At 66.6% G+C, this 18,276-nt stretch carries 16 protein-coding genes and 2 pseudogenes; 15 read left to right on the plus strand and 3 right to left on the minus strand.

Annotation, left to right across the window (positions count from 1 at the left end; translation table 11 throughout):
• A partial coding sequence (gene mptB, locus ABDV69_RS09215) for a polyprenol phosphomannose-dependent alpha 1,6 mannosyltransferase MptB (protein WP_343573439.1) occupies window positions 1–292 on the minus strand: 292 nt, incomplete at its 3' end.
• A gap of 177 nt (window positions 293–469) precedes the next feature.
• On the opposite strand from mptB, the gene ABDV69_RS09220 reads away from it, so the two are divergent.
• The 10 genes and pseudogenes from ABDV69_RS09220 (at window position 470) to ABDV69_RS09265 (ending at window position 12,726) form a co-directional block, all read left to right on the plus strand.
• The gene (locus ABDV69_RS09220; RefSeq protein ID WP_343573441.1) at window positions 470–1,240 is read left to right on the plus strand and encodes a metalloregulator ArsR/SmtB family transcription factor; all 771 of its coding nucleotides are present in this window, start codon (window positions 470–472) and stop codon (window positions 1,238–1,240) included.
• Window positions 1,241–3,820, plus strand: coding sequence for a Fe-S cluster assembly protein SufB (sufB, locus tag ABDV69_RS09225; RefSeq protein ID WP_343573443.1), 2,580 nt, complete (start codon window positions 1,241–1,243; stop codon window positions 3,818–3,820). It begins immediately after the preceding gene.
• Window positions 3,820–5,010 carry a Fe-S cluster assembly protein SufD gene (sufD, locus tag ABDV69_RS09230; protein WP_343573444.1) on the plus strand — a complete coding sequence of 397 codons (1,191 nt, stop codon included), beginning with the start codon at window positions 3,820–3,822 and terminating at the stop codon, window positions 5,008–5,010. Before sufB ends, sufD begins: the two co-directional genes overlap by 1 nt.
• The gene (gene sufC / locus ABDV69_RS09235; protein ID WP_343573445.1) at window positions 5,007–5,780 is read left to right on the plus strand and encodes a Fe-S cluster assembly ATPase SufC; all 774 of its coding nucleotides are present in this window, start codon (window positions 5,007–5,009) and stop codon (window positions 5,778–5,780) included. Before sufD ends, sufC begins: the two co-directional genes overlap by 4 nt.
• Window position 5,781: 1 nt before the next feature.
• Complete coding sequence (locus ABDV69_RS09240; protein ID WP_343573447.1) at window positions 5,782–7,056, plus strand: cysteine desulfurase; 1,275 nt, start codon at window positions 5,782–5,784, stop codon at window positions 7,054–7,056.
• A 6-nt stretch (window positions 7,057–7,062) separates the two neighbouring features.
• Window positions 7,063–7,543 (plus strand): annotated as a pseudogene (gene sufU, locus ABDV69_RS09245) (Fe-S cluster assembly sulfur transfer protein SufU); the annotation flags it as partial.
• A 7-nt stretch (window positions 7,544–7,550) separates the two neighbouring features.
• Entirely contained in the window at window positions 7,551–7,868 is a 318-nt protein-coding gene (locus ABDV69_RS09250) for a metal-sulfur cluster assembly factor (protein WP_343573498.1), read from the plus strand.
• Between the two features lie 488 nt (window positions 7,869–8,356).
• Window positions 8,357–9,796, plus strand: a complete 1,440-nt coding sequence (gene zwf / locus ABDV69_RS09255; RefSeq protein ID WP_343573449.1) for a glucose-6-phosphate dehydrogenase — start codon at window positions 8,357–8,359, stop codon at window positions 9,794–9,796.
• A gap of 66 nt (window positions 9,797–9,862) precedes the next feature.
• Window positions 9,863–11,890, plus strand: a complete 2,028-nt coding sequence (locus ABDV69_RS09260) for a DUF2232 domain-containing protein (RefSeq protein ID WP_343573451.1) — start codon at window positions 9,863–9,865, stop codon at window positions 11,888–11,890.
• 8 nt (window positions 11,891–11,898) lie between these two features.
• Window positions 11,899–12,726 carry an energy-coupling factor transporter transmembrane protein EcfT gene (locus ABDV69_RS09265; protein ID WP_343573452.1) on the plus strand — a complete coding sequence of 276 codons (828 nt, stop codon included), beginning with the start codon at window positions 11,899–11,901 and terminating at the stop codon, window positions 12,724–12,726.
• Here the strand turns inward: ABDV69_RS09265 and ABDV69_RS09270 are convergent.
• Window positions 12,723–13,511 (minus strand): hypothetical protein, encoded by a 789-nt coding sequence (locus ABDV69_RS09270; RefSeq protein ID WP_343573454.1) that lies wholly within the window; start codon window positions 13,509–13,511, stop codon window positions 12,723–12,725. The genes ABDV69_RS09265 and ABDV69_RS09270 overlap by 4 nt on opposite strands.
• 125 nt (window positions 13,512–13,636) lie before the next feature.
• Here ABDV69_RS09270 and ABDV69_RS09275 point away from each other — a divergent pair, with 125 nt between their 5' ends.
• The 5 genes and pseudogenes from ABDV69_RS09275 (at window position 13,637) to ABDV69_RS09295 (ending at window position 17,678) form a co-directional block, all read left to right on the plus strand.
• Window positions 13,637–14,449 (plus strand): MBL fold metallo-hydrolase, encoded by an 813-nt coding sequence (locus ABDV69_RS09275; protein WP_343573499.1) that lies wholly within the window; start codon window positions 13,637–13,639, stop codon window positions 14,447–14,449.
• 41 nt (window positions 14,450–14,490) lie between these two features.
• Complete coding sequence (gene trxA, locus ABDV69_RS09280; protein WP_343573456.1) at window positions 14,491–14,853, plus strand: thioredoxin; 363 nt, start codon at window positions 14,491–14,493, stop codon at window positions 14,851–14,853.
• Window positions 14,854–14,890: 37 nt separating this feature from the next.
• Window positions 14,891–15,718 (plus strand): annotated as a pseudogene (locus ABDV69_RS09285) (enoyl-CoA hydratase); the annotation flags it as partial.
• 24 nt (window positions 15,719–15,742) lie between these two features.
• Entirely contained in the window at window positions 15,743–17,371 is a 1,629-nt protein-coding gene (locus ABDV69_RS09290) for an ABC-F family ATP-binding cassette domain-containing protein (RefSeq protein ID WP_343573458.1), read from the plus strand.
• 115 nt (window positions 17,372–17,486) lie between these two features.
• Window positions 17,487–17,678 carry a helix-turn-helix domain-containing protein gene (locus tag ABDV69_RS09295; RefSeq protein ID WP_343573459.1) on the plus strand — a complete coding sequence of 64 codons (192 nt, stop codon included), beginning with the start codon at window positions 17,487–17,489 and terminating at the stop codon, window positions 17,676–17,678.
• Window positions 17,679–17,690: 12 nt separating this feature from the next.
• Here ABDV69_RS09295 and ABDV69_RS09300 read toward each other — a convergent pair whose 3' ends face one another.
• Complete coding sequence (locus ABDV69_RS09300; RefSeq protein ID WP_343573461.1) at window positions 17,691–18,254, minus strand: helix-turn-helix domain-containing protein; 564 nt, start codon at window positions 18,252–18,254, stop codon at window positions 17,691–17,693.
• Between the last annotated feature and the right edge of the window lie 22 nt (window positions 18,255–18,276).

The raw sequence follows: 18,276 nt of genomic DNA on the forward strand, positions 1-18,276 counted from the left end.
TCAGCCAGGCCAGCGCCATCATCACCGCGCCGGTGGTGGTCATCGTCAGCGACACCGTCTGGATCCGCGACGGCAGATTGAGCAGCCGGACCCCGAACGTCGGGTCCTGGACCACCGGCCGGGCCCCGGCTCCCAGCGCTCCGATGCCCATCAGGACTGTGCCGGTGGCGCCGAACACCCGGGTTCGGCGAAGCGCGCGTTCCTCGGCGTCGTTCAACGGCTGGCCCACTGCCAGTTCGTCGCCATGGAGGCTGGCGATCGACGAGCTCAGCGAGTGGTGGCGGTCTGCCATCCGAGCAGCGTAGCGGCGATCGCGCGCGGCGACGATGCAGAGCGCGCAGCGCGATGAGGAGAAGCCCGTGCAATCAAACCCAGCGCGACCCGCGGAACTGGTCAGGGATGATCAGCGCACCCTCGGCATAGGGTAGCCTTCCTAGACCGGTCATCGGAATTGCGTCACACTGGTGTTGTGAAATTCCCGCCCTCCGTTCACGGCGCCGAAGCCGTAGCTGCCGCGGCGGCGCATGACGGTCAGACCCGCAGCGCCGTCGTGCGGCTGCTGCTGGAGTCCGGGTCTATCACCGCCGGACAGATCGGCGAGCAGCTCGGCTTGTCTGCGGCCGGGGTACGTCGCCACCTCGACGTCCTCATCGACACGGGTGAGGCTGAGTCGGCTCCCGCCGCTGCGTGGCAGCAGGCCGGACGGGGACGCCCGGCCAAGCGTTACCGGCTGACCGCGACCGGTCGCGCGAAGCTGGACCACAGTTACGACGACCTGGCGTCGGCGGCGATGCGTCAACTTCGCGAGATCGGCGGCGACGAGGCGGTCCGCAATTTCGCCCGGCAGCGCATCGACACGATCCTGTCCGGCGTCGAAGCGGCCGATTCCGACGCCGACGAAGACATCGAGGCCACCGCCGAGCGCATCGCCGGGGCGTTGTCCAAAGCTGGTTACGTCGCGACCACCACCCAAGTGGGCGGCCCGATCCACGGTGTGCAGATCTGTCAGCATCACTGTCCGGTGTCGCACGTCGCCGAGGAATTCCCGGAGTTGTGCGAAACCGAGCGGCAGGCGATGGCGGAGGTGCTCGGGACGCATGTGCAGCGGCTGGCGACCATCGTCAACGGCGACTTCGCCTGCACCACCCACGTTCCGCTGGCAGCGAGTGAAGCCAGACCGACTGAACTTCGACGCCCAGGCCGCGTCGAAGCCACTACGAGCACACGAGGAGCGTCGTAGATGACGACAACCCCTGAGATCCAGAAGTTGGACGCACCGCTGACCCAGCAGGAGACGATCGCCTCGCTGGGCCGCTACGGCTACGGCTGGTCGGACTCCGACGTGGCCGGTTCCGGCGCGCAACGCGGGCTGTCGGAGGCGGTGGTTCGCGACATCTCGGCCAAGAAGGACGAGCCGGAGTGGATGCTGGAATACCGGCTCAAGGCGCTGCGCATCTTCGGGCGCAAGCCGATGCCGAACTGGGGATCCAACCTCGACGGCATCGATTTCGACAACATCAAGTATTTCGTGCGGTCCACCGAGAAGCAGGCCGCCACCTGGGACGACCTGCCAGCGGACATCCGCAACACCTACGACCGGCTGGGCATCCCGGAGGCCGAAAAGCAGCGATTGGTGTCCGGCGTCGCCGCCCAGTACGAGTGCCTCGCTGGTGACACCTTGGTGTGGACGGCTAACCGTGGCCAGATACCGATCAAGGAAGTCGAATTTGGCGATCGCGTGTTCGCCTACGACGAGGACGCCGAGCGGTTCGTCGTCGCGCCTGTCAAGGCGTCGGCGCAGACTGACACGCGGTTGACTTACGCCGTGAAGACGACGCGGCGCAGCATTCGCGCGACCGACAACCACCCGATGCTGGTCTTGCGTGACGAGCGCAAAGACGGTCGCCAGCGTGCCCGCTACGCACGGCGTTGGGTCACGGTAGGCGAGATCAAGCCCGGTGATTTCATCGCGGTACCGCGAACTGTCCCTAATTTCGGTGTGGCAGCGCAACTTCCGAGTGTTAACGGGCTGACAACTCCTGCGGCGAGTTCGGTCGACCTGATGTGGCTGTTGGGTCTGTACATCGGCGATGGCAATCTGCATCTATCGACGAAGACCTATCGGGTTCAGTTCGCGATTCCCGCCACCGATGTCGAGTTGCGTGCCGAATTGACCCGCGTCATCAAAGATCTGTTCGGGTTGCGCTGCATTGAAGCCGACGAGTACCGCGTGGTTGTGAACTCCAGGGCGCTGACCGAGTGGGTCGTCGAACTGGGCTTCGGCGGTCTGTCACTGACCAAGCGGGTTCCTGACTGGGTCTACGGATTGCCGCGCGATCAGCGACTTGCCTTTCTCGGTGGTTGGGTTGACGCCGACGGTTACGTGGGACCGGCAAGCAGCGGGTCGGTCCTTCTGACGTGCGCGAATGAGCCTCTGATCGGCCAGGCTCGCGAGCTAGCCGAGCTTTCCGGGTTGCGTGCGGGCGGCCCCTGGTCGTTTATCCAGCCGTATCGGCACGCGCCTGAACGCATGCAGATCGCTTGGCGGCTGGGCATATCCGGCGACTTTGAACAGCTGGGATGCCGAAACAAGAAGCGGACGGACCGATTTGGTCGCCGTCGCTACATGCACTCGTCCATTGGGGCGCACGGTACGACGATCCGGGTGCACTGTAACGATTGGCTCGGCTTCGAGCGGGTCACGTCCATCGAACCGTATGCCGTGGAGCCAGTGTACGACGTCGAGGTCGACGGCCCGCACAACTTCATCGCCGAGGGTCTGGTTGTGCACAACTCCGAGGTGGTTTACCACCAGATCCGCGAGGACCTGGAGGCTCAGGGCGTCATCTTCCTGGACACCGACTCCGGGCTGCGTGAACAGCCCGAGCTCTTCCAGAAGTACTTCGGCACGGTGATCCCGGCCGGCGACAACAAGTTCTCGGCGCTGAACTCCGCCGTCTGGAGTGGGGGCAGTTTCATCATGGTCCCGCCGGGTGTGCACGTCGACATCCCGCTGCAGGCCTATTTCCGGATCAACACCGAGAACATGGGCCAGTTCGAGCGGACGCTGATCATCGTCGACGAGGGCGCCTACGTGCACTATGTCGAGGGCTGCACCGCGCCGATCTACAAGAGCGACTCGCTGCACTCGGCGGTGGTGGAGATCATCGTCAAGCCCGGTGGCCGTTGCCGTTACACGACCATCCAGAACTGGTCGAACAACGTCTACAACCTGGTCACCAAGCGGGCCCGGGCCGAGGCGGGCGCCACCATGGAATGGGTCGACGGCAACATCGGGTCCAAGGTCACGATGAAATACCCGGCGGTCTGGATGACCGGCGAATACGCCAAGGGTGAAGTGCTGTCGGTCGCGTTCGCCGGCGAGGGCCAGCACCAGGACACCGGCGCCAAGATGCTGCACCTGGCGCCGCACACGTCGAGCAACATCGTGTCCAAGTCGGTCGCCCGCGGCGGCGGTCGCGCGTCCTACCGTGGCCTGGTCCAGGTGAACAAGGGCTCGCACGGATCGCGGTCCAGCGTGAAATGCGATGCGCTGCTGGTGGATACGATCAGCCGCAGCGACACCTACCCCTACGTCGACATCCGCGAGGACGATGTCACGATGGGTCACGAGGCGACAGTGTCCAAGGTCAGCGACACCCAGTTGTTCTACCTGATGAGCCGCGGCCTGACCGAGGACGAGGCAATGGCGATGGTGGTGCGTGGCTTCGTCGAGCCGATCGCCAAGGAACTGCCGATGGAGTACGCGCTGGAGCTCAACCGGCTGATCGAGCTGCAGATGGAAGGCTCGGTCGGCTAGTGACGAATGTGACCGAGGCGGTTGAGGGTTCGGCCCTCGCCGCTGCCAACAAGGGTGAGCTGTTCGCTTCGTTCGACGTCAACGCGTTCGAGGTTCCCGGCGGCCGTGACGAGATCTGGCGGTTCACCCCGCTGCGACGGCTGCACGGCCTGCACGACGGGTCGGCGCATGCCACTGCGTCCGCGAAGATCGCCGTCGGCGAAACACCCGGCGTGCGGGTGGAGACGGTGCGTCGTGGTGACGAGCGGCTAGGGCAGGCTGGCGTTCCCGCAGATCGTGTTGCCGCACAGGCCTTTTCGTCATTCAACAGCGCAACCGTGGTCACCGTCACCCGCGACACGCGGGTCGCCGAGCCGATAGAGGTGGCGGTCGAAGGACCCGGTGTGGGTGCGGTGGCCTACGGGCATCTGCAAGTGCGCGTCGACGAGCTCGCCGAAGCGGTCGTGGTCGTCGACCATCGTGGCAGCGGAACCTACGCCGACAACGTCGAATTCGTCGTCGGTGACGCGGCCCGGCTGACGGTGGTCTGGATCGCCGACTGGGCCGACGACGCGGTGCATGTCAGCGCCCACCACGCCCGGCTGGGCAAAGACGCGGTGCTGCGCCACGTCGCGATCACGCTCGGTGGCGACGTGGTGCGGATGGCGTGCAACGTGCGGTTCGGCGCACCCGGCGGTGACGCCGAGTTGCTCGGCCTGTACTTCGCCGACGACGGTCAGCACCTGGAATCCCGGTTGCTGGTCGACCACGCTCAGCCGGACTGCACGTCCCGTGTGCTCTACAACGGTGCGCTGCAAGGAGATCCGGACTCGAACCGTCCGGACGCGCACACCGTCTGGATCGGAGACGTGCTGATCCGGGCCGAGGCCACCGGCACCGACACCTTCGAGGTCAACCGAAACCTGGTGCTCACCGACGGCGCCCGCGCCGACTCGGTGCCCAACCTGGAGATCGAGACCGGCGAGATCGTCGGAGCCGGCCACGCCAGTGCCACCGGCAGATTCGACGACGAGCAGCTGTTCTATCTACGTGCCCGCGGCATCCCCGAGGAACAGGCCCGCCGACTGGTGGTCCGTGGCTTCTTCAACGAGATCATCGCCAAGATCGCGGTCCCCGAAATTCGCGAACGCATGACCACAGCCATCGAACACGAACTGGCCATCACGGAATCGAGAAGTACCGCCTCATGACAACTCTGGAAATCAAAGACCTGCACGTCAGCGTCGAGAACGCCACGGACGGCGACGACATCCCTATTCTTAACGGCGTCGACCTGACCGTGCGTTCCGGCGAGACGCATGCGGTGATGGGCCCCAATGGATCTGGCAAGTCGACGCTGTCCTACGCGATCGCCGGTCACCCGAAATACCGTGTCACGTCGGGCTCTATCACGCTCGACGGACAAGACGTCCTGGCCATGAGCGTCGACGAACGGGCCCGCGCCGGCCTGTTCCTGGCCATGCAGTACCCGGTCGAGGTGCCCGGTGTGTCGATGTCGAACTTCCTGCGTTCGGCCGCGACCGCGGTTCGCGGCGAAGCGCCGAAGCTGCGGCACTGGGTCAAAGAGGTCAAGGCCGCGATGGCGGAGCTGGACATCGACCAGGCCTTCGGCGAACGCAGCGTCAACGAGGGCTTTTCCGGCGGTGAGAAGAAGCGCCACGAGATCCTGCAACTCGGACTGCTCAAACCCAAGGTCGCGATCCTCGACGAGACCGACTCCGGTCTGGACGTCGACGCGCTGCGGGTGGTCAGCGAGGGCGTCAACCGGTACGCCGAAGCAGAGCGTGGTGGCATCGTGCTCATTACGCACTACACCCGGATTCTGCGCTACATCCACCCGCAGTTCGTGCATGTCTTCGTCGGCGGCCGGATCATCGAGTCCGGCGGCCCGGAGCTGGCCGACGAACTCGAAGAAAGCGGGTACGAGCGCTTCGCCCAGACGGCCGCCTCGGGGGCCTGACATGACGGTCTCGGCCACTCGTCCCGCGCCGCTCGACGTCGCGGCGATCCGGGCCGACTTCCCGATCCTGCACCGCGTCATGCGCGGCGGAAATCAGTTGGCGTACTTGGATTCCGGCGCGACGTCGCAGCGCCCGATCCAGGTGCTCGACGCGGAACGCGAGTTCTTGGCGACCTCGAACGGCGCGGTGCACCGCGGGGCGCATCAGCTGATGGAGGAGGCCACCGACGCCTACGAGCAGGGCCGCGCCGACGTCGCCGCATTCGTCGGCGCCGACGCGCACGAGCTGGTGTTCACCAAGAACGCCACCGAATCGCTCAACCTGGTGTCCTACGTGTTGGGGGACAACCGCTTCGAGAGGGCGATCGGGCCGGGCGACGTCATCGTCACCACCGAGCTCGAGCATCACGCCAACCTCGTCCCATGGCAGGAGCTGGCCCGACGGACCGGGGCCACGCTGCGCTGGTACGGCGTCACCGACGGAGAGACTGAAGCCGGTCGCATCGATCTGGACTCGCTTCAGCTCGACAAGAACGTCAAAGTCGTTACCTTCAGCCATCACTCGAATGTGACCGGTGCGGTCGCCCCGGTTGCCGAACTGGTTGCGCGGGCCAAGGCGGTCGGTGCGTTGACCGTCCTGGACGCCTGCCAGTCGGTGCCGCACCAGCCGGTCGACGTGCATGCCCTCGGCGTCGACTTCGCCGCATTCTCCGGCCACAAGATGCTGGGCCCCAACGGAATCGGGGTGCTCTACGGCCGCGCCGAGTTGCTCAACGCGATGCCGCCCTTCCTCACCGGCGGTTCGATGATCGAAACGGTGTCGATGGCGGCCAGCACCTTTGCCGCGCCGCCGCAGCGCTTCGAAGCCGGCACGCCGATGACGTCCCAGGTCGTCGGGCTGGGCGCGGCGACCCGCTATCTCGGTGCTCTCGGGATGGACGCGGTCGAAGCTCACGAGCGCGAACTGGTGGCCGCCGCGATCGACGGGCTGGCGGGAATGGACGAAGTACGGATCATCGGGCCGACGTCGATGGAAAACCGCGGCTCACCAGTCTCGTTCGTCGTCGACGGTGTGCATGCGCACGACGTGGGCCAGGTGCTCGACGACGACGGCGTCGCGATCAGGGTCGGCCACCACTGCACGATGCCGCTGCACCGCAGATTCGATGTGGCGGCGACCGCGCGTGCATCGTTCGCGGTGTACAACACCCTCGACGAGGTCGACCGGCTGGTCGCCGGCGTGCGTCGCGCCATCGACTTCTTCGGAAGGGCGTGAGCCGACATGCGTCTCGAGCAGATGTATCAGGAAGTGATCCTCGATCACTACAAGCATCCGCAGCACCGCGGGCTGCGCGAGCCGTTCGACGCGGAGGTTTACCACAAAAACCCGACCTGCGGCGACGAGATCACCCTGCGGGTGGCGCTGTCGGCTGACGGGGACACCGTCGCCGACGTGTCCTACGGCGGACAGGGCTGTTCGATCAGCCAGGCCGCCACCTCGGTGCTGACCGAGCAGGTGATCGGCCAGAGCGTCGGGCAGGCGTTGAAGACCGTCACCGCGTTCACCGAGATGGTGTCGTCACGCGGAAATATCGAGGGCGACGAGGACGTGCTGGGCGACGGCGTGGCGTTTGCCGGCGTCGCGAAATATCCGGCCCGGGTGAAGTGCGCACTGCTGGGTTGGATGGCGTTCAAAGATGCGCTGGCCCAAGCTTCCAACGATGTCGAGGAGATCAAAGAATGAGCGAAACCGCTGCACCGGACAACGACTTGCTGGCCGACATCGAAGAGGCGATGCGCGATGTCGTCGACCCCGAGTTGGGTATCAACGTCGTCGACCTGGGATTGGTGTACGGCGTGAATCTCGAAGAAGCCGACGAGGGCACCGTCGCGGTGGTCGACATGACGCTGACCTCGCCGGCCTGCCCGCTGACCGATGTCATCGAAGACCAGTCCCGCAACGCGCTGATCGGCCCCGGTCTGGTCGACGAGTTGCGGATCAACTGGGTCTGGAACCCGCCGTGGGGCCCGGACAAGATCACCGACGACGGCCGTGATCAGCTGCGCGCGCTGGGCTTCACCGTCTGAATCTCGGCTTGACCGACCGGCCCGGGGCGGCGGAGTCGACGGCAGACCTCAGTCGAGTGCCGGTTAAGAATCACCTCTCGCCGTCGACGAAGCGGCGCCGGTCAGCGGTAGCCCGCACACTATAGATAACGCTAAAAAGGGGGCGGCTGATGATGAAAAAGATGATTGCCGCTGGTGTGTGCGCAGCTGCCGCGCTGCTGGGAAGCGGACTTGTCTCCGCAGATCCCGACCCAAAGCCCTCACCTGACCCGAACGGACCGAAGTGTTGGGTGACGAACAACGAGGGGCATCAGCAACTCACCCCGTGCGGATGGGCGTACTCGGACTCGGCGGGCTGGTATCAGGTTGAACCCGGCTTCGTGGGGATCCCCTGATCAGTCGGTCGTGAACTCGGCCGATATTTCACCGAGCTCTGTGTTCGTTGGCGCGGGGTATCCGTCCGACGGGCCTTCGTTACTATCGTGATTGTGGTGGGTGCTGCGGTAGCAATGCAAGATGCAAACGGTGTGGAACCCCACGTCATCGTCATGTTCGGGGCCACCGGGGATCTGGCGCAACGCAAGCTGCTGCCTGGTCTGCTTCACCTGTCCTGCTCGAATCTGGCGCCCGAAATGCGCATCATCGGAACGTCGCTCGACGAGATGGACAACGACAGTTTTCGCAAGCTGGCACACAAGGCCTGCACAGAGTTCGCTCACCGCGAGGCTTCCGGCGCACCGTTCGAGCAGTTCATCGCCAATTTGACCTTCGTCTCCCAGCAGGGCGGTCCCGAAGCCCTCGCCGGTGCGGTCGCCGAGCAGACCGAGGCCCTCGGCGGTGAAGCCCGCCTCCTGCATTATCTGAGCGTGCCGCCCACAGCGGTGATGCCGGTGATGGACACCCTGCACAAGGCGGACCTGGTGAAGGGTTCCCGGGTGGTGATGGAGAAGCCGTTCGGTGTCGACCTGAAAAGCGCGCGAGAACTCAACAAGTCGCTCCATGAGCGATTCGACGAGGAACAGATCTTCCGGATCGACCACTTCCTGGGCAAAGAAGCCGCCCAGAACATCCTCGCGTTCCGGTTCGCCAACGGGCTGTTCGAGCCGATTTGGAACCGTCAGTTCATCGACCACATCCAGATCGACGTTCCCGAGCGGCTCACCGTCGAAAACCGCGCCCAGTTCTACGAAGCGGTCGGTGCATTCAAGGACATGGTGGTCACCCACCTGTTCCAGATCCTGGCCTTCGTCGCGATGGAACCGCCCACCGAACTGTCGTCGAACGCGATCAGCGACGAGAAGAAAAAGGTGTTCCGCTCGATGCGGCCGCTCGACACCAACCACGTGGTGCGCGGCCAGTACCGCGGTTACCGCGACATGCCCGGCGTGGCAGTCGAATCGGACACCGAGACGTTCATCGCGCTCAAATGCGAGATCGACAACTGGCGCTGGGCGGGTGTCCCGTTCTTTCTGCGCACCGGCAAGGGTTTGGCCGAAGGCCAGCGCATCATCTCGATCGCCTTCCACGAGCCGCCGCGCAGCATGTTCCCGCCGGGATCCGGTGTGGGACAGAAGGGCCCGGATCACCTGACCTTCGACCTGGCCGACGTGTCCAAGATGTCGCTGTCGTTCTACGGCAAGCGGCCGGGGCCGGGCATGAAGCTGGACAAGCTCAGTCTGCAGTTCACCATGGAGGAAACCGGCCACGCCGGCGATGTCCTCGAGGCGTACGAGCGACTGATTCTGGACGCGATGCGCGGTGACCACACGCTGTACAACACCGCGGAAGGCATCGAGCGACTGTGGGAGGTCTCGGCGCCCCTACTCGAGGACCCACCACCGGTACGCAGCTACGACATCGATTCGTGGGGTCCCAACGCCGTGCATCCGCTGATCGCCCCGCGGGCCTGGCGGTTGCCATTTGAACGAGGTTGGCTCGGCAAGAAATAACGGCGTTTACGCGGCCCGGCGGTGTGCGGCCGAGTCCGTGCGCCGTGAATGGCATAGTGGAAACACATGAGTGCGACCGGCCCGGCGCTCCCGCCCCAACGGGAGCGATCGCTACGACCCAGCGAACTGGCCCATGCATCGGTGATGGGCGCACTGAGCGCGGCGATTGCGATCATCGCCGTCGTCGTTCCGCTGGGAGGTTGGCTGGGCCTGTTGGGCACCGTGCCGATCGGGCTACTGGCTTACCGTGACCGTTTCCGGGTGCCGATCACCGCGGCGGTCGCCGCCGGTGTGATCGGCTTCCTGGTCGCCGGCTTCAGCGGCTTCCTGACGGTCGCGCTGTTCTCCTACGTCGGCGGGCTGGCCGGAATCGTCAAACGCCGCGAGCGCGGCACGCCGACCGTGCTCTTACTCTCCGGTACCGCCGGTGTCGTCCTCGGGGTCGCCGGGATCCTGGCGTTGACGGTGCTGACCGGGGTTCGTCAGCTGGCGTTCCGCGTGATCACCGCCACCGGGGACGGATTCGTCTCGCTGATCAAGCTGGTGCCGCACCAGGAGCCGACCGCGCACGACGTCAAGCGGTTCTTCACCGAGGCACTCGATCACTGGCAGTTGCTCGTCCTGGGATACGCCGTCGTCACGATCATGGGCGCGTCGGTGATCGGCTGGTGGGCGCTGTCGCGGGTGCTGGCGCGGCTGGGGGGCATTCCCGATGTACACCAACTGGACGCGCTGAGCGAAAGCGGGCCGATCGGGCCGGTCCCGGTGCGCCTGCACGAGGTGCGCTACCGCTACCCGCACGCCGAGCACGACGCACTGCCCGCGGTCAGCCTCGACGTGCACGAAGGCGAATACGTCGCCGTCACCGGATCCAACGGCTCGGGGAAAACCACGCTGACGCTGATCTTGAGCGGCCGCGAACCGACGTCGGGCAGTGTCGAACGCCCCGGCGCGGTGGGGCTGGGCAAGATCGGTGGCACCGCGATCGTGATGCAACATTCGGAAAGCCAGGTGCTGGGCACGCGGGTCGCCGACGACGTGGTCTGGGGGTTGCCGCCCGGCAAGCATACTGACGTCGGGCGGTTGCTGACCGAGGTCGGACTCGACGGCCTCGCTGAACGCGACACCGGTGGCTTGTCCGGCGGTGAACTGCAGCGACTGTCGGTGGCCGGCGCGCTGGCGCGGGAACCGGCGTTGATCATCGCCGACGAGATCACCGCGATGGTCGATCAGCAGGGCCGGGACGCACTGCTCGGCGTGCTGTCCGGTCTCAACGAGCGGCACCGCACCACGCTGGTGTACGTCACCCACTACACCCAGGAGGCCGAGTCCGCCGAGCGCACGATCAACTTGAGTGCTTCGCTGGACAACACCGCAATGGTCGAGACCGCGGCCGCGCCGGTGTCGACGATCGCGGTGGGCCACGAATCCCGCGCGCCGATGCTCGAATTGGCGGGCGTCGGCCACGAATACGCCGCCGGCACCCCGTGGGCGAAAACCGCGCTACGCGATATCAGCTTCGCGGTGGGTGAGGGCGACGGGCTGCTGATCCACGGCGGCAACGGCTCCGGAAAGTCGACGTTGGGATGGATCATGGCCGGGTTGACCACGCCGACGGCAGGCTCTTGTCGGCTGGACGGGCGTCCGGTCGATGAGCAGGTCGGCGCGGTCGCGATCAAGTTCCAGGCGGCCCGGCTGCAGTTGATGCGTCCCCGGGTGGACCTGGAAGTGGCCTCGTCGGCCGGCTTCTCGCCGGACGATCAGGACCGGGTGATCGAGGCGCTGGGCGTCGTCGGACTGGACGCCGCGGTGGCGAAGCGGCGCATCGACCAGCTCAGCGGCGGCCAGATGCGGCGTGTGGTCCTGGCCGGGTTGCTGGCGCGTTCGCCGCGGGCGTTGATCCTCGACGAGCCGCTGGCGGGGCTGGACGCCGCCAGCCAGCGCCGTCTGCTGCGGCTGCTCGCCGATCGGCGCCGGGACACCGGCATGACCGTGGTGGTCATTTCGCACGACTTCGGTGGGATGGCGGAGCTGTGCCCGCGCACGCTGCATGTGCGTGACGGCGCGCTGCAATCGGCGTCGATCGCGCGCTAGGAGATGTCGTGACCGCGAGTTCCCCGGCCCGCCGCCCGCCACGTCCCGTCGTGCTGCTGCGCCCGGTGCCCGGGACCTCTGCCATCCACGAGCTGTGGGCTGGTACCAAACTGGTTGCGGTGTTTGGTTTTTCGGTGTTGCTGACGATCTACCCGGGATGGGTGGCACTCGCACTGACGGCCGCGGTGGTGCTGACCGCGGCGCGTCTCGCCCATATTCCGCGCGGCGTGTTGCCGACGGTGCCGCGCGGGCTGTGGATCGTGTTGGCGATCGGCGGTATCGTCACGTCGTTGGCCGGGGGGGCTCCGGTGATTCACGTCGGCGCGGTCGCGTTCGGTCTCGGCGGTGTGTTGGACTTTGTGCGCCTGACCGTGCTGTCGATCGTGTTACTCGGCCTGGGAGCGATGGTGTCGTGGACCACCAACGTGGCCGAAATCGCGCCTGCGTTGGCCACTTTGGGTCGACCGCTGCGACCGTTGCGGATCCCGGTCGACGACTGGTCGGTCGCGTTGGCGCTCGCGTTGCGGGCCTTCCCGATGTTGATCGCCGAATTCCGGGTGCTCGAAGCCGCTCGCAGGTTGCGGCCCAGACAGACGCCGCAGACCCGTTGGGCGCGCGTCCGTCGATCAGCAGGAGAGCTGCTCGATCTGGTCGTCGCGGTTGTCACCGTGACGCTGCGGCGCGCGGACGAGATGGGCGACGCGATCACCGCTCGCGGCGGCGCCGGTCAGATCTCGGCAAGCCCGGCGCGGCCGAAGCCGGCTGACTGGATGGCACTCTTGATCGTCGCGATGGTGTGCACGGTCGCCGTGGCGGTGAAGATCAACGTCCGTTAGCCGCCGTGGTGCCGAAAGTGGGGCAGGTGCGGAATCGGGAACGGGAAGTGGAAGTGGTGATGCGGGCGACCCATCGGTGGACATGGTTCGAGGTCGATGGTCCCAGCGTGCAGCACCCCGCCGTCCTTGGTTCCCAGCGCCGCCATGCACTTACCGTTCTGGATCGCTTGCGCGTTGGTGAGCGCGTTCTTGTTGTACGTGGTCGTGTCGGCGACGTTCACCGTGGCGTGCGTGGGCTTGCCGGTGGGATCGATGCTGTCGACGGCGATCGCGTTGCCGGTAACCGAGTCGACGATGCCGAAGACTGCAGGATTTTCACCTGGCCCTGCGGGCGGCGGCGGAAGGCACTTGCCGCCTTCGGACGGGCTGATCGTCACGCCCGAAGCGGTGACCGGTCCACCCGGCGGACCGCTCGGCGCCGCGGCCTCGACATCGACGCAGCTGCCCTTGGTGACGTCGCTCAACGTGGCCGGCTCGAGCTCGGTGACCACTGTCGACGGCGTGAAGTCCACCGTTGCCGCCGTCCGGTCTCGCTGAGTGAGCTCGATGGTGTTGTCAGACACCGACCTGACCAAGCCCTCGACCTCGTCATGACCGATGGGCGGGGGCGGCGGGGGCGGCGGCGGCGGCTTGGGCGGAGAAGCCGTCGGGCTCGCCGACGTGCTGGGTTTGGCCGCGTTGTCGTTATTCGAATTTCCGCACGCGGCCAGCGACACGGCGGTGGCGCCGGCGACCGCGAGGATCGTGAGTCGAGTCGCTCGACGTCGATGCGTGGTGGCTGGCATGAGGATTCTCCGATCGGGGCGTTGCTTTTTTGGGGGGGTACCCACTGCACGGCTGAGTGGGACAAGTATGAGCTCAGTTCCTTAGCGGCCTCGTGCGACGTGCCAGTCGAATTAGGGTGGTAGCCGTGTTCTGGCTGTGCAGAACCTGCGGTGTCGAGCATCGCGCCGCATCGGAGGTGTGCGCGATCTGCGCCGACGAACGACAGTGGGTCCCGTCCGACGGTCAGTTGTGGGCGACACTGGACCAACTGGTCGCCGAAGGGATGCAATCGCGGGTCTGGGTCGTTGAGGACGGGCTCGTGGCGGTCGGCAGTTCGCCCACGTTGGGCATCGGGCAGCTGGGCAAGCTGGTGTGCTCCGGCGCGGGCAACGTGTTGTGGGATCCGCCCGGTTTCGTCGACGACGACGCAGTGGCGGCCATCGCCGAGCGCGGACCGGTCATCGCGATCGTCGCCAGCCACCCGCACATGTTCGGCGCGCAGGTCGAGTGGAGCCGCCGCTTGGGCGGGGTCCCGGTGTACGTCAACGCCGCCGACGCCGACTGGGTGATGCGGCCCGACCCGGCCATCCGGCAGTGGGCCGACACGTTGGTGCTGACGCCGTCGCTGACGGTTTACCGGGTGGGCGGGCATTTCCCGGGTAGCGCGGTCGCGTGCTGGGCCGATGGTGCCGGCGGTCGGGGCGTGCTGCTGGCCGGGGACACCGTCTTCCCCAACCCGGACCGTCGCACCGTCGGATTTTTGCGGAGCTACCCCAACCGGCTGCCGCTGTCGGCGTCGGTGGTGCAGCGGATGGCCGCCACGCTGGCGCCGCTGCATTTCGACCGGATCTACGGCCTGCACACCAACACCATCGCCACCGACGGACACGGCGTGGTCCAGCGATCGGCCGCGCGGCACGCTGCCTGGGTCCGCGGCGACTACGACCATCTGACCTGATCCTGGGGAACACCGCAGGAGCACAGTTCGTTGAACAGCCCGTGACTACCCAAGAACTCACCGGCGCCCAGTTCAACGACACGATCAACGGCAACGACATCGTGCTCGTCGACTTCTGGGCGTCCTGGTGCGGTCCGTGCCGCCAGTTCGCGCCGACGTTCGCCGCGTCCGCGGACAAGCACCCCGACGTCGTGCACGCCAAGGTGGACACCGAGGCCGAGCAGGAACTTGCCGCCGCCGCGCAGATCCGGTCCATCCCCACGCTGATGGCGTTCAAGAAGGGCAAGTTGATCTTCAACCAGGCCGGCGCCCTGCCGCCGGCCGCGCTGGAGGAGCTGGTTCAGCGAGTGAAGGACTTCGACGTCGACGCTGCCACTGCGACGCACGAGGGCGACCAGTCCTGAGCCGCGGCCGCCCCGCGGCCCGCATCGTGGTCAGGCGTCGCGTTACCGTTCAACGGTGAGCATGGTCCTCGTCGAACACCCGCGGCCGCACGTTGCGCTGGTCACCCTCAACCGGCCGGAGCGGATGAACTCCATGGCGTTCGACGTCATGGTGCCGCTCCAAGAGGTGCTGGAGAACATCACCGACGACAACGCGGTACGGGTTGTGGTGCTGACCGGTGCCGGCAAGGGTTTCTCCTCCGGCGCCGACCACAAGTCGGCCGGCTCGGTGCCCCACGTCCAAGATCTGACCCGACCGACGTATGCGCTGCGCTCGATGGCGATTCTGGACGACGTCATCTTGGCGTTGCGCAAGCTGCACCAGCCGGTGATCGCCGCGGTGAACGGTGCCGCGATCGGCGGCGGGCTGTGCCTGGCGCTGGCCGCCGACATCCGAGTCGCCGCGCACGGCGCGTATTTCCGCGCCGCCGGCATCAACAACGGGCTCACCGCCAGCGAACTGGGCTTGAGCTACCTGTTGCCGCGGGCGATCGGATCGTCGCGGGCCTTCGAGATCATGCTGACCGGGCGCGACGTCGACGCCGAGGAGGCCGAGCGGATCGGGCTGGTGTCCCGCCGGGTCCCCGACGACCAGCTGCTGGAGACGTGTTTCGACATGGCCGAACGGATTGCCGCGTTCTCCCGGCCCGGCGTCGAGTTGACCAAGCGCACACTATGGAGTGGACTGGACGCCGCCAGCCTGGAGGGGCACATGCAGGCCGAAGGCTTGGGACAGCTTTTCGTCCGTCTGCTCACCGGCAACTTCGAAGAAGCGGTTGCCGCGCGCGCCGAGAAGCGCCCGCCGGTTTTCACCGACGACAAATAACAGATCCGCGCAAGGAGACTGACCGTGATCACGGCTACGGACCTGGAGGTCCGCGCAGGTGCGCGCACTCTCCTGTATGCCGACGGGCCGGCACTGCGGATCCAGCCCGGCGATCGGATCGGGCTGGTCGGCCGCAACGGCGCGGGCAAGACCACGACGCTGCGCATCCTCGCCGGCGAGGGGGAGCCGTACGCCGGAGCCGTGACACGCACCGGCGAGATCGGTTACCTGCCGCAGGATCCCAAAGAGGGCGACCTCGATGTGCTGGCCCGCGACCGGGTGCTGTCGGCGCGCGGTCTGGACACCCTGCTCACCGACCTGGAGAAGCAACAGGCGCTGATGGCCGAAGTCGCCGACGACGACGTGCGCGATCGTGCCATCCGTCGCTACGGCCAACTCGAAGAGCGCTTCGCCGCGCTCGGCGGCTACGGCGCGGAAAGCGAAGCGGGCCGCATCTGCGCGAGCCTTGGGCTGCCCGACCGCGTCCTGACCCAGCAGTTGCGCACCCTGTCCGGCGGCCAGCGCCGCCGAGTGGAGTTGGCCCGCATCCTGTTCGCCGCATCCGACACCGGTTCGGGGTCGGCCACCACGTTGCTGCTCGACGAGCCGACCAACCACCTCGACGCCGACTCGGTCGGCTGGCTGCGCGACTTCCTGCGCAACCACGCCGGTGGGCTCGTGGTCATCAGCCACAACGTCGACCTGCTGGCTGACGTGGTGAACCGGGTCTGGTTCCTCGACGCGGTCCGCGGCGAAGCCGACGTCTACAACATGGGCTGGCAGAAGTATCTCGACGCTCGCGCCACCGACGAGCAGCGGCGCCGCCGCGAGCGCGCCAACGCCGAACGCAAGGCCACCGCATTGCGGGCCCAGGCCGCGAAGATGGGCGCCAAAGCGACCAAAGCCGTTGCGGCGCAGAACATGCTGCGCCGTGCCGATCGGATGATAGCCGCCCTCGACGACGAGCGGGTGGCCGACAAAGTGGCTCGGATCAAGTTCCCCAGCCCCTCGGCGTGCGGGCGCACACCGCTGACCGCATCCGGTCTGACGAAGACCTACGGCTCGCTGGAGATTTTCACCGGAGTCGATCTGGCCATCGACCGGGGTTCTCGGGTGGTGGTGCTCGGTCTCAACGGTGCCGGCAAGACGACGCTGTTGCGGTTGCTGGCCGGTGTCGAACAAGCCGATGCCGGGACGATTGAGCCCGGGCATGGTGTGAAAATCGGCTATTTCGCGCAGGAGCACGACACCCTCGACGACGCCGCCAGCGTATGGGAGAACATTCGCCACGCCGCGCCTGATTCCGGTGAGCAGGACCTGCGTGGCCTGCTCGGCGCGTTCATGTTCACCGGCGCCCAGCTCGACCAACCGGCCGGCACGCTGTCCGGCGGCGAGAAGACCCGGTTGGCGCTCGCCGGGCTGGTGGCCTCGACGGCCAACGTGTTGCTGCTCGACGAGCCGACCAACAACCTCGACCCGGCGTCGCGCGAGCAGGTCCTTGATGCCCTGCGCAGCTACACCGGAGCCGTCGTCCTTGTCACGCACGACCCGGGTGCCGCCGAAGCGCTCGACCCGCAACGGGTCGTCCTGCTGCCGGATGGAACCGAGGACCATTGGTCCGACGAATACCGCGATCTCATCGAGCTGGCCTGATCGACGCGGCGCAATTTTCGCGCCGTAGCACAGGATTTGGCCAATCCGCCCCGCAGGTTAACCCGGGTTCATAGCCTGTGTTCCTAGGGCTCGACGTTCAAGCGGGGAGGGGCCGATGAGGAAATCGACGAAGCCGCGGGATCAGCTTCTGCGTGAATTGCGCAGCGCCTACGAAGGCGGAGCCAGCATTCGGACGCTGGTCGTGTCGACCGGTAGGTCTTACGGATCGATCCACAGCATGCTGCGCGAATCCGGCACCACGATGCGCAGTCGCGGCGGTCCCAACCACCGCGCCCGCACGCGTTGAGCGCGCGTCGAATTAGCTCTGGCGGACGGAGCCCTCGACCAGATCGAGGACGGCGGTGAGCAACTGGGTATTTTCACCGGAGGCCACCTTGGCCACCAGCCCGTCCAGCACCAGGTCCAGATAGCACTGCAGCACGTCGCTGGGAACGTCGTCGCGTACCCGGCCGGCCTGCTTCTGCCGACGCAAGCGCTCGATCGTCGCTGCCGCCAGGTCCGCTGACCGGTCGGTCCACTCCTTGTTGAACTCCGGGTCGTGGCGCAGCTTTCGCGCGATCTCCAATCGCGTGGCGAGCCAGTCGAACTGTTCGGGTGCCGCCAGCATGTCGCGCATCACCTGCACCAGACCCGCACGCGACGCGACGTCGGCCATCCGCTCGGCGTCCTCGTGCGCCAGCTCGAAGAACAGCGTGTCCTTGTCGCGGAAGTGATGGAAGATCGCGCCCCGCGACAAACCGATCGCCTGCTCGAGGCGGCGCACCGTTGCTCCGTCATAGCCGAACTCGGCGAAGCAGCGGCGGGCGCCGTCAAGGATCTGACGGCGCCGGGCCGCCAGATGATCCTGACTGACCTTGGGCACGGCCGCTCAGCTCCACTAACCC

Origin of the sequence: Mycobacterium sp. (assembly GCF_039583785.1) — a bacterium.
GTDB lineage: Bacteria > Actinomycetota > Actinomycetes > Mycobacteriales > Mycobacteriaceae > Mycobacterium.

Excerpts from the sequence above, each read along its gene's own strand:
- sufB (WP_343573443.1), top strand. The coding sequence starts at position 1,241 with ATGACGACAACCCCTGAGATCCAGAAGTTGGACGCACCGCTGACCCAG.
- sufC (WP_343573445.1), top strand. The coding sequence starts at position 5,007 with ATGACAACTCTGGAAATCAAAGACCTGCACGTCAGCGTCGAGAACGCC.
- ABDV69_RS09240 (WP_343573447.1), top strand. The coding sequence starts at position 5,782 with ATGACGGTCTCGGCCACTCGTCCCGCGCCGCTCGACGTCGCGGCGATC.
- zwf (WP_343573449.1), top strand. The coding sequence starts at position 8,357 with ATGCAAGATGCAAACGGTGTGGAACCCCACGTCATCGTCATGTTCGGG.
- ABDV69_RS09260 (WP_343573451.1), top strand. The coding sequence starts at position 9,863 with ATGAGTGCGACCGGCCCGGCGCTCCCGCCCCAACGGGAGCGATCGCTA.
- ABDV69_RS09270 (WP_343573454.1), bottom strand. The coding sequence starts at position 13,511 with ATGCCAGCCACCACGCATCGACGTCGAGCGACTCGACTCACGATCCTC.
- ABDV69_RS09295 (WP_343573459.1), top strand. The coding sequence starts at position 17,487 with ATGAGGAAATCGACGAAGCCGCGGGATCAGCTTCTGCGTGAATTGCGC.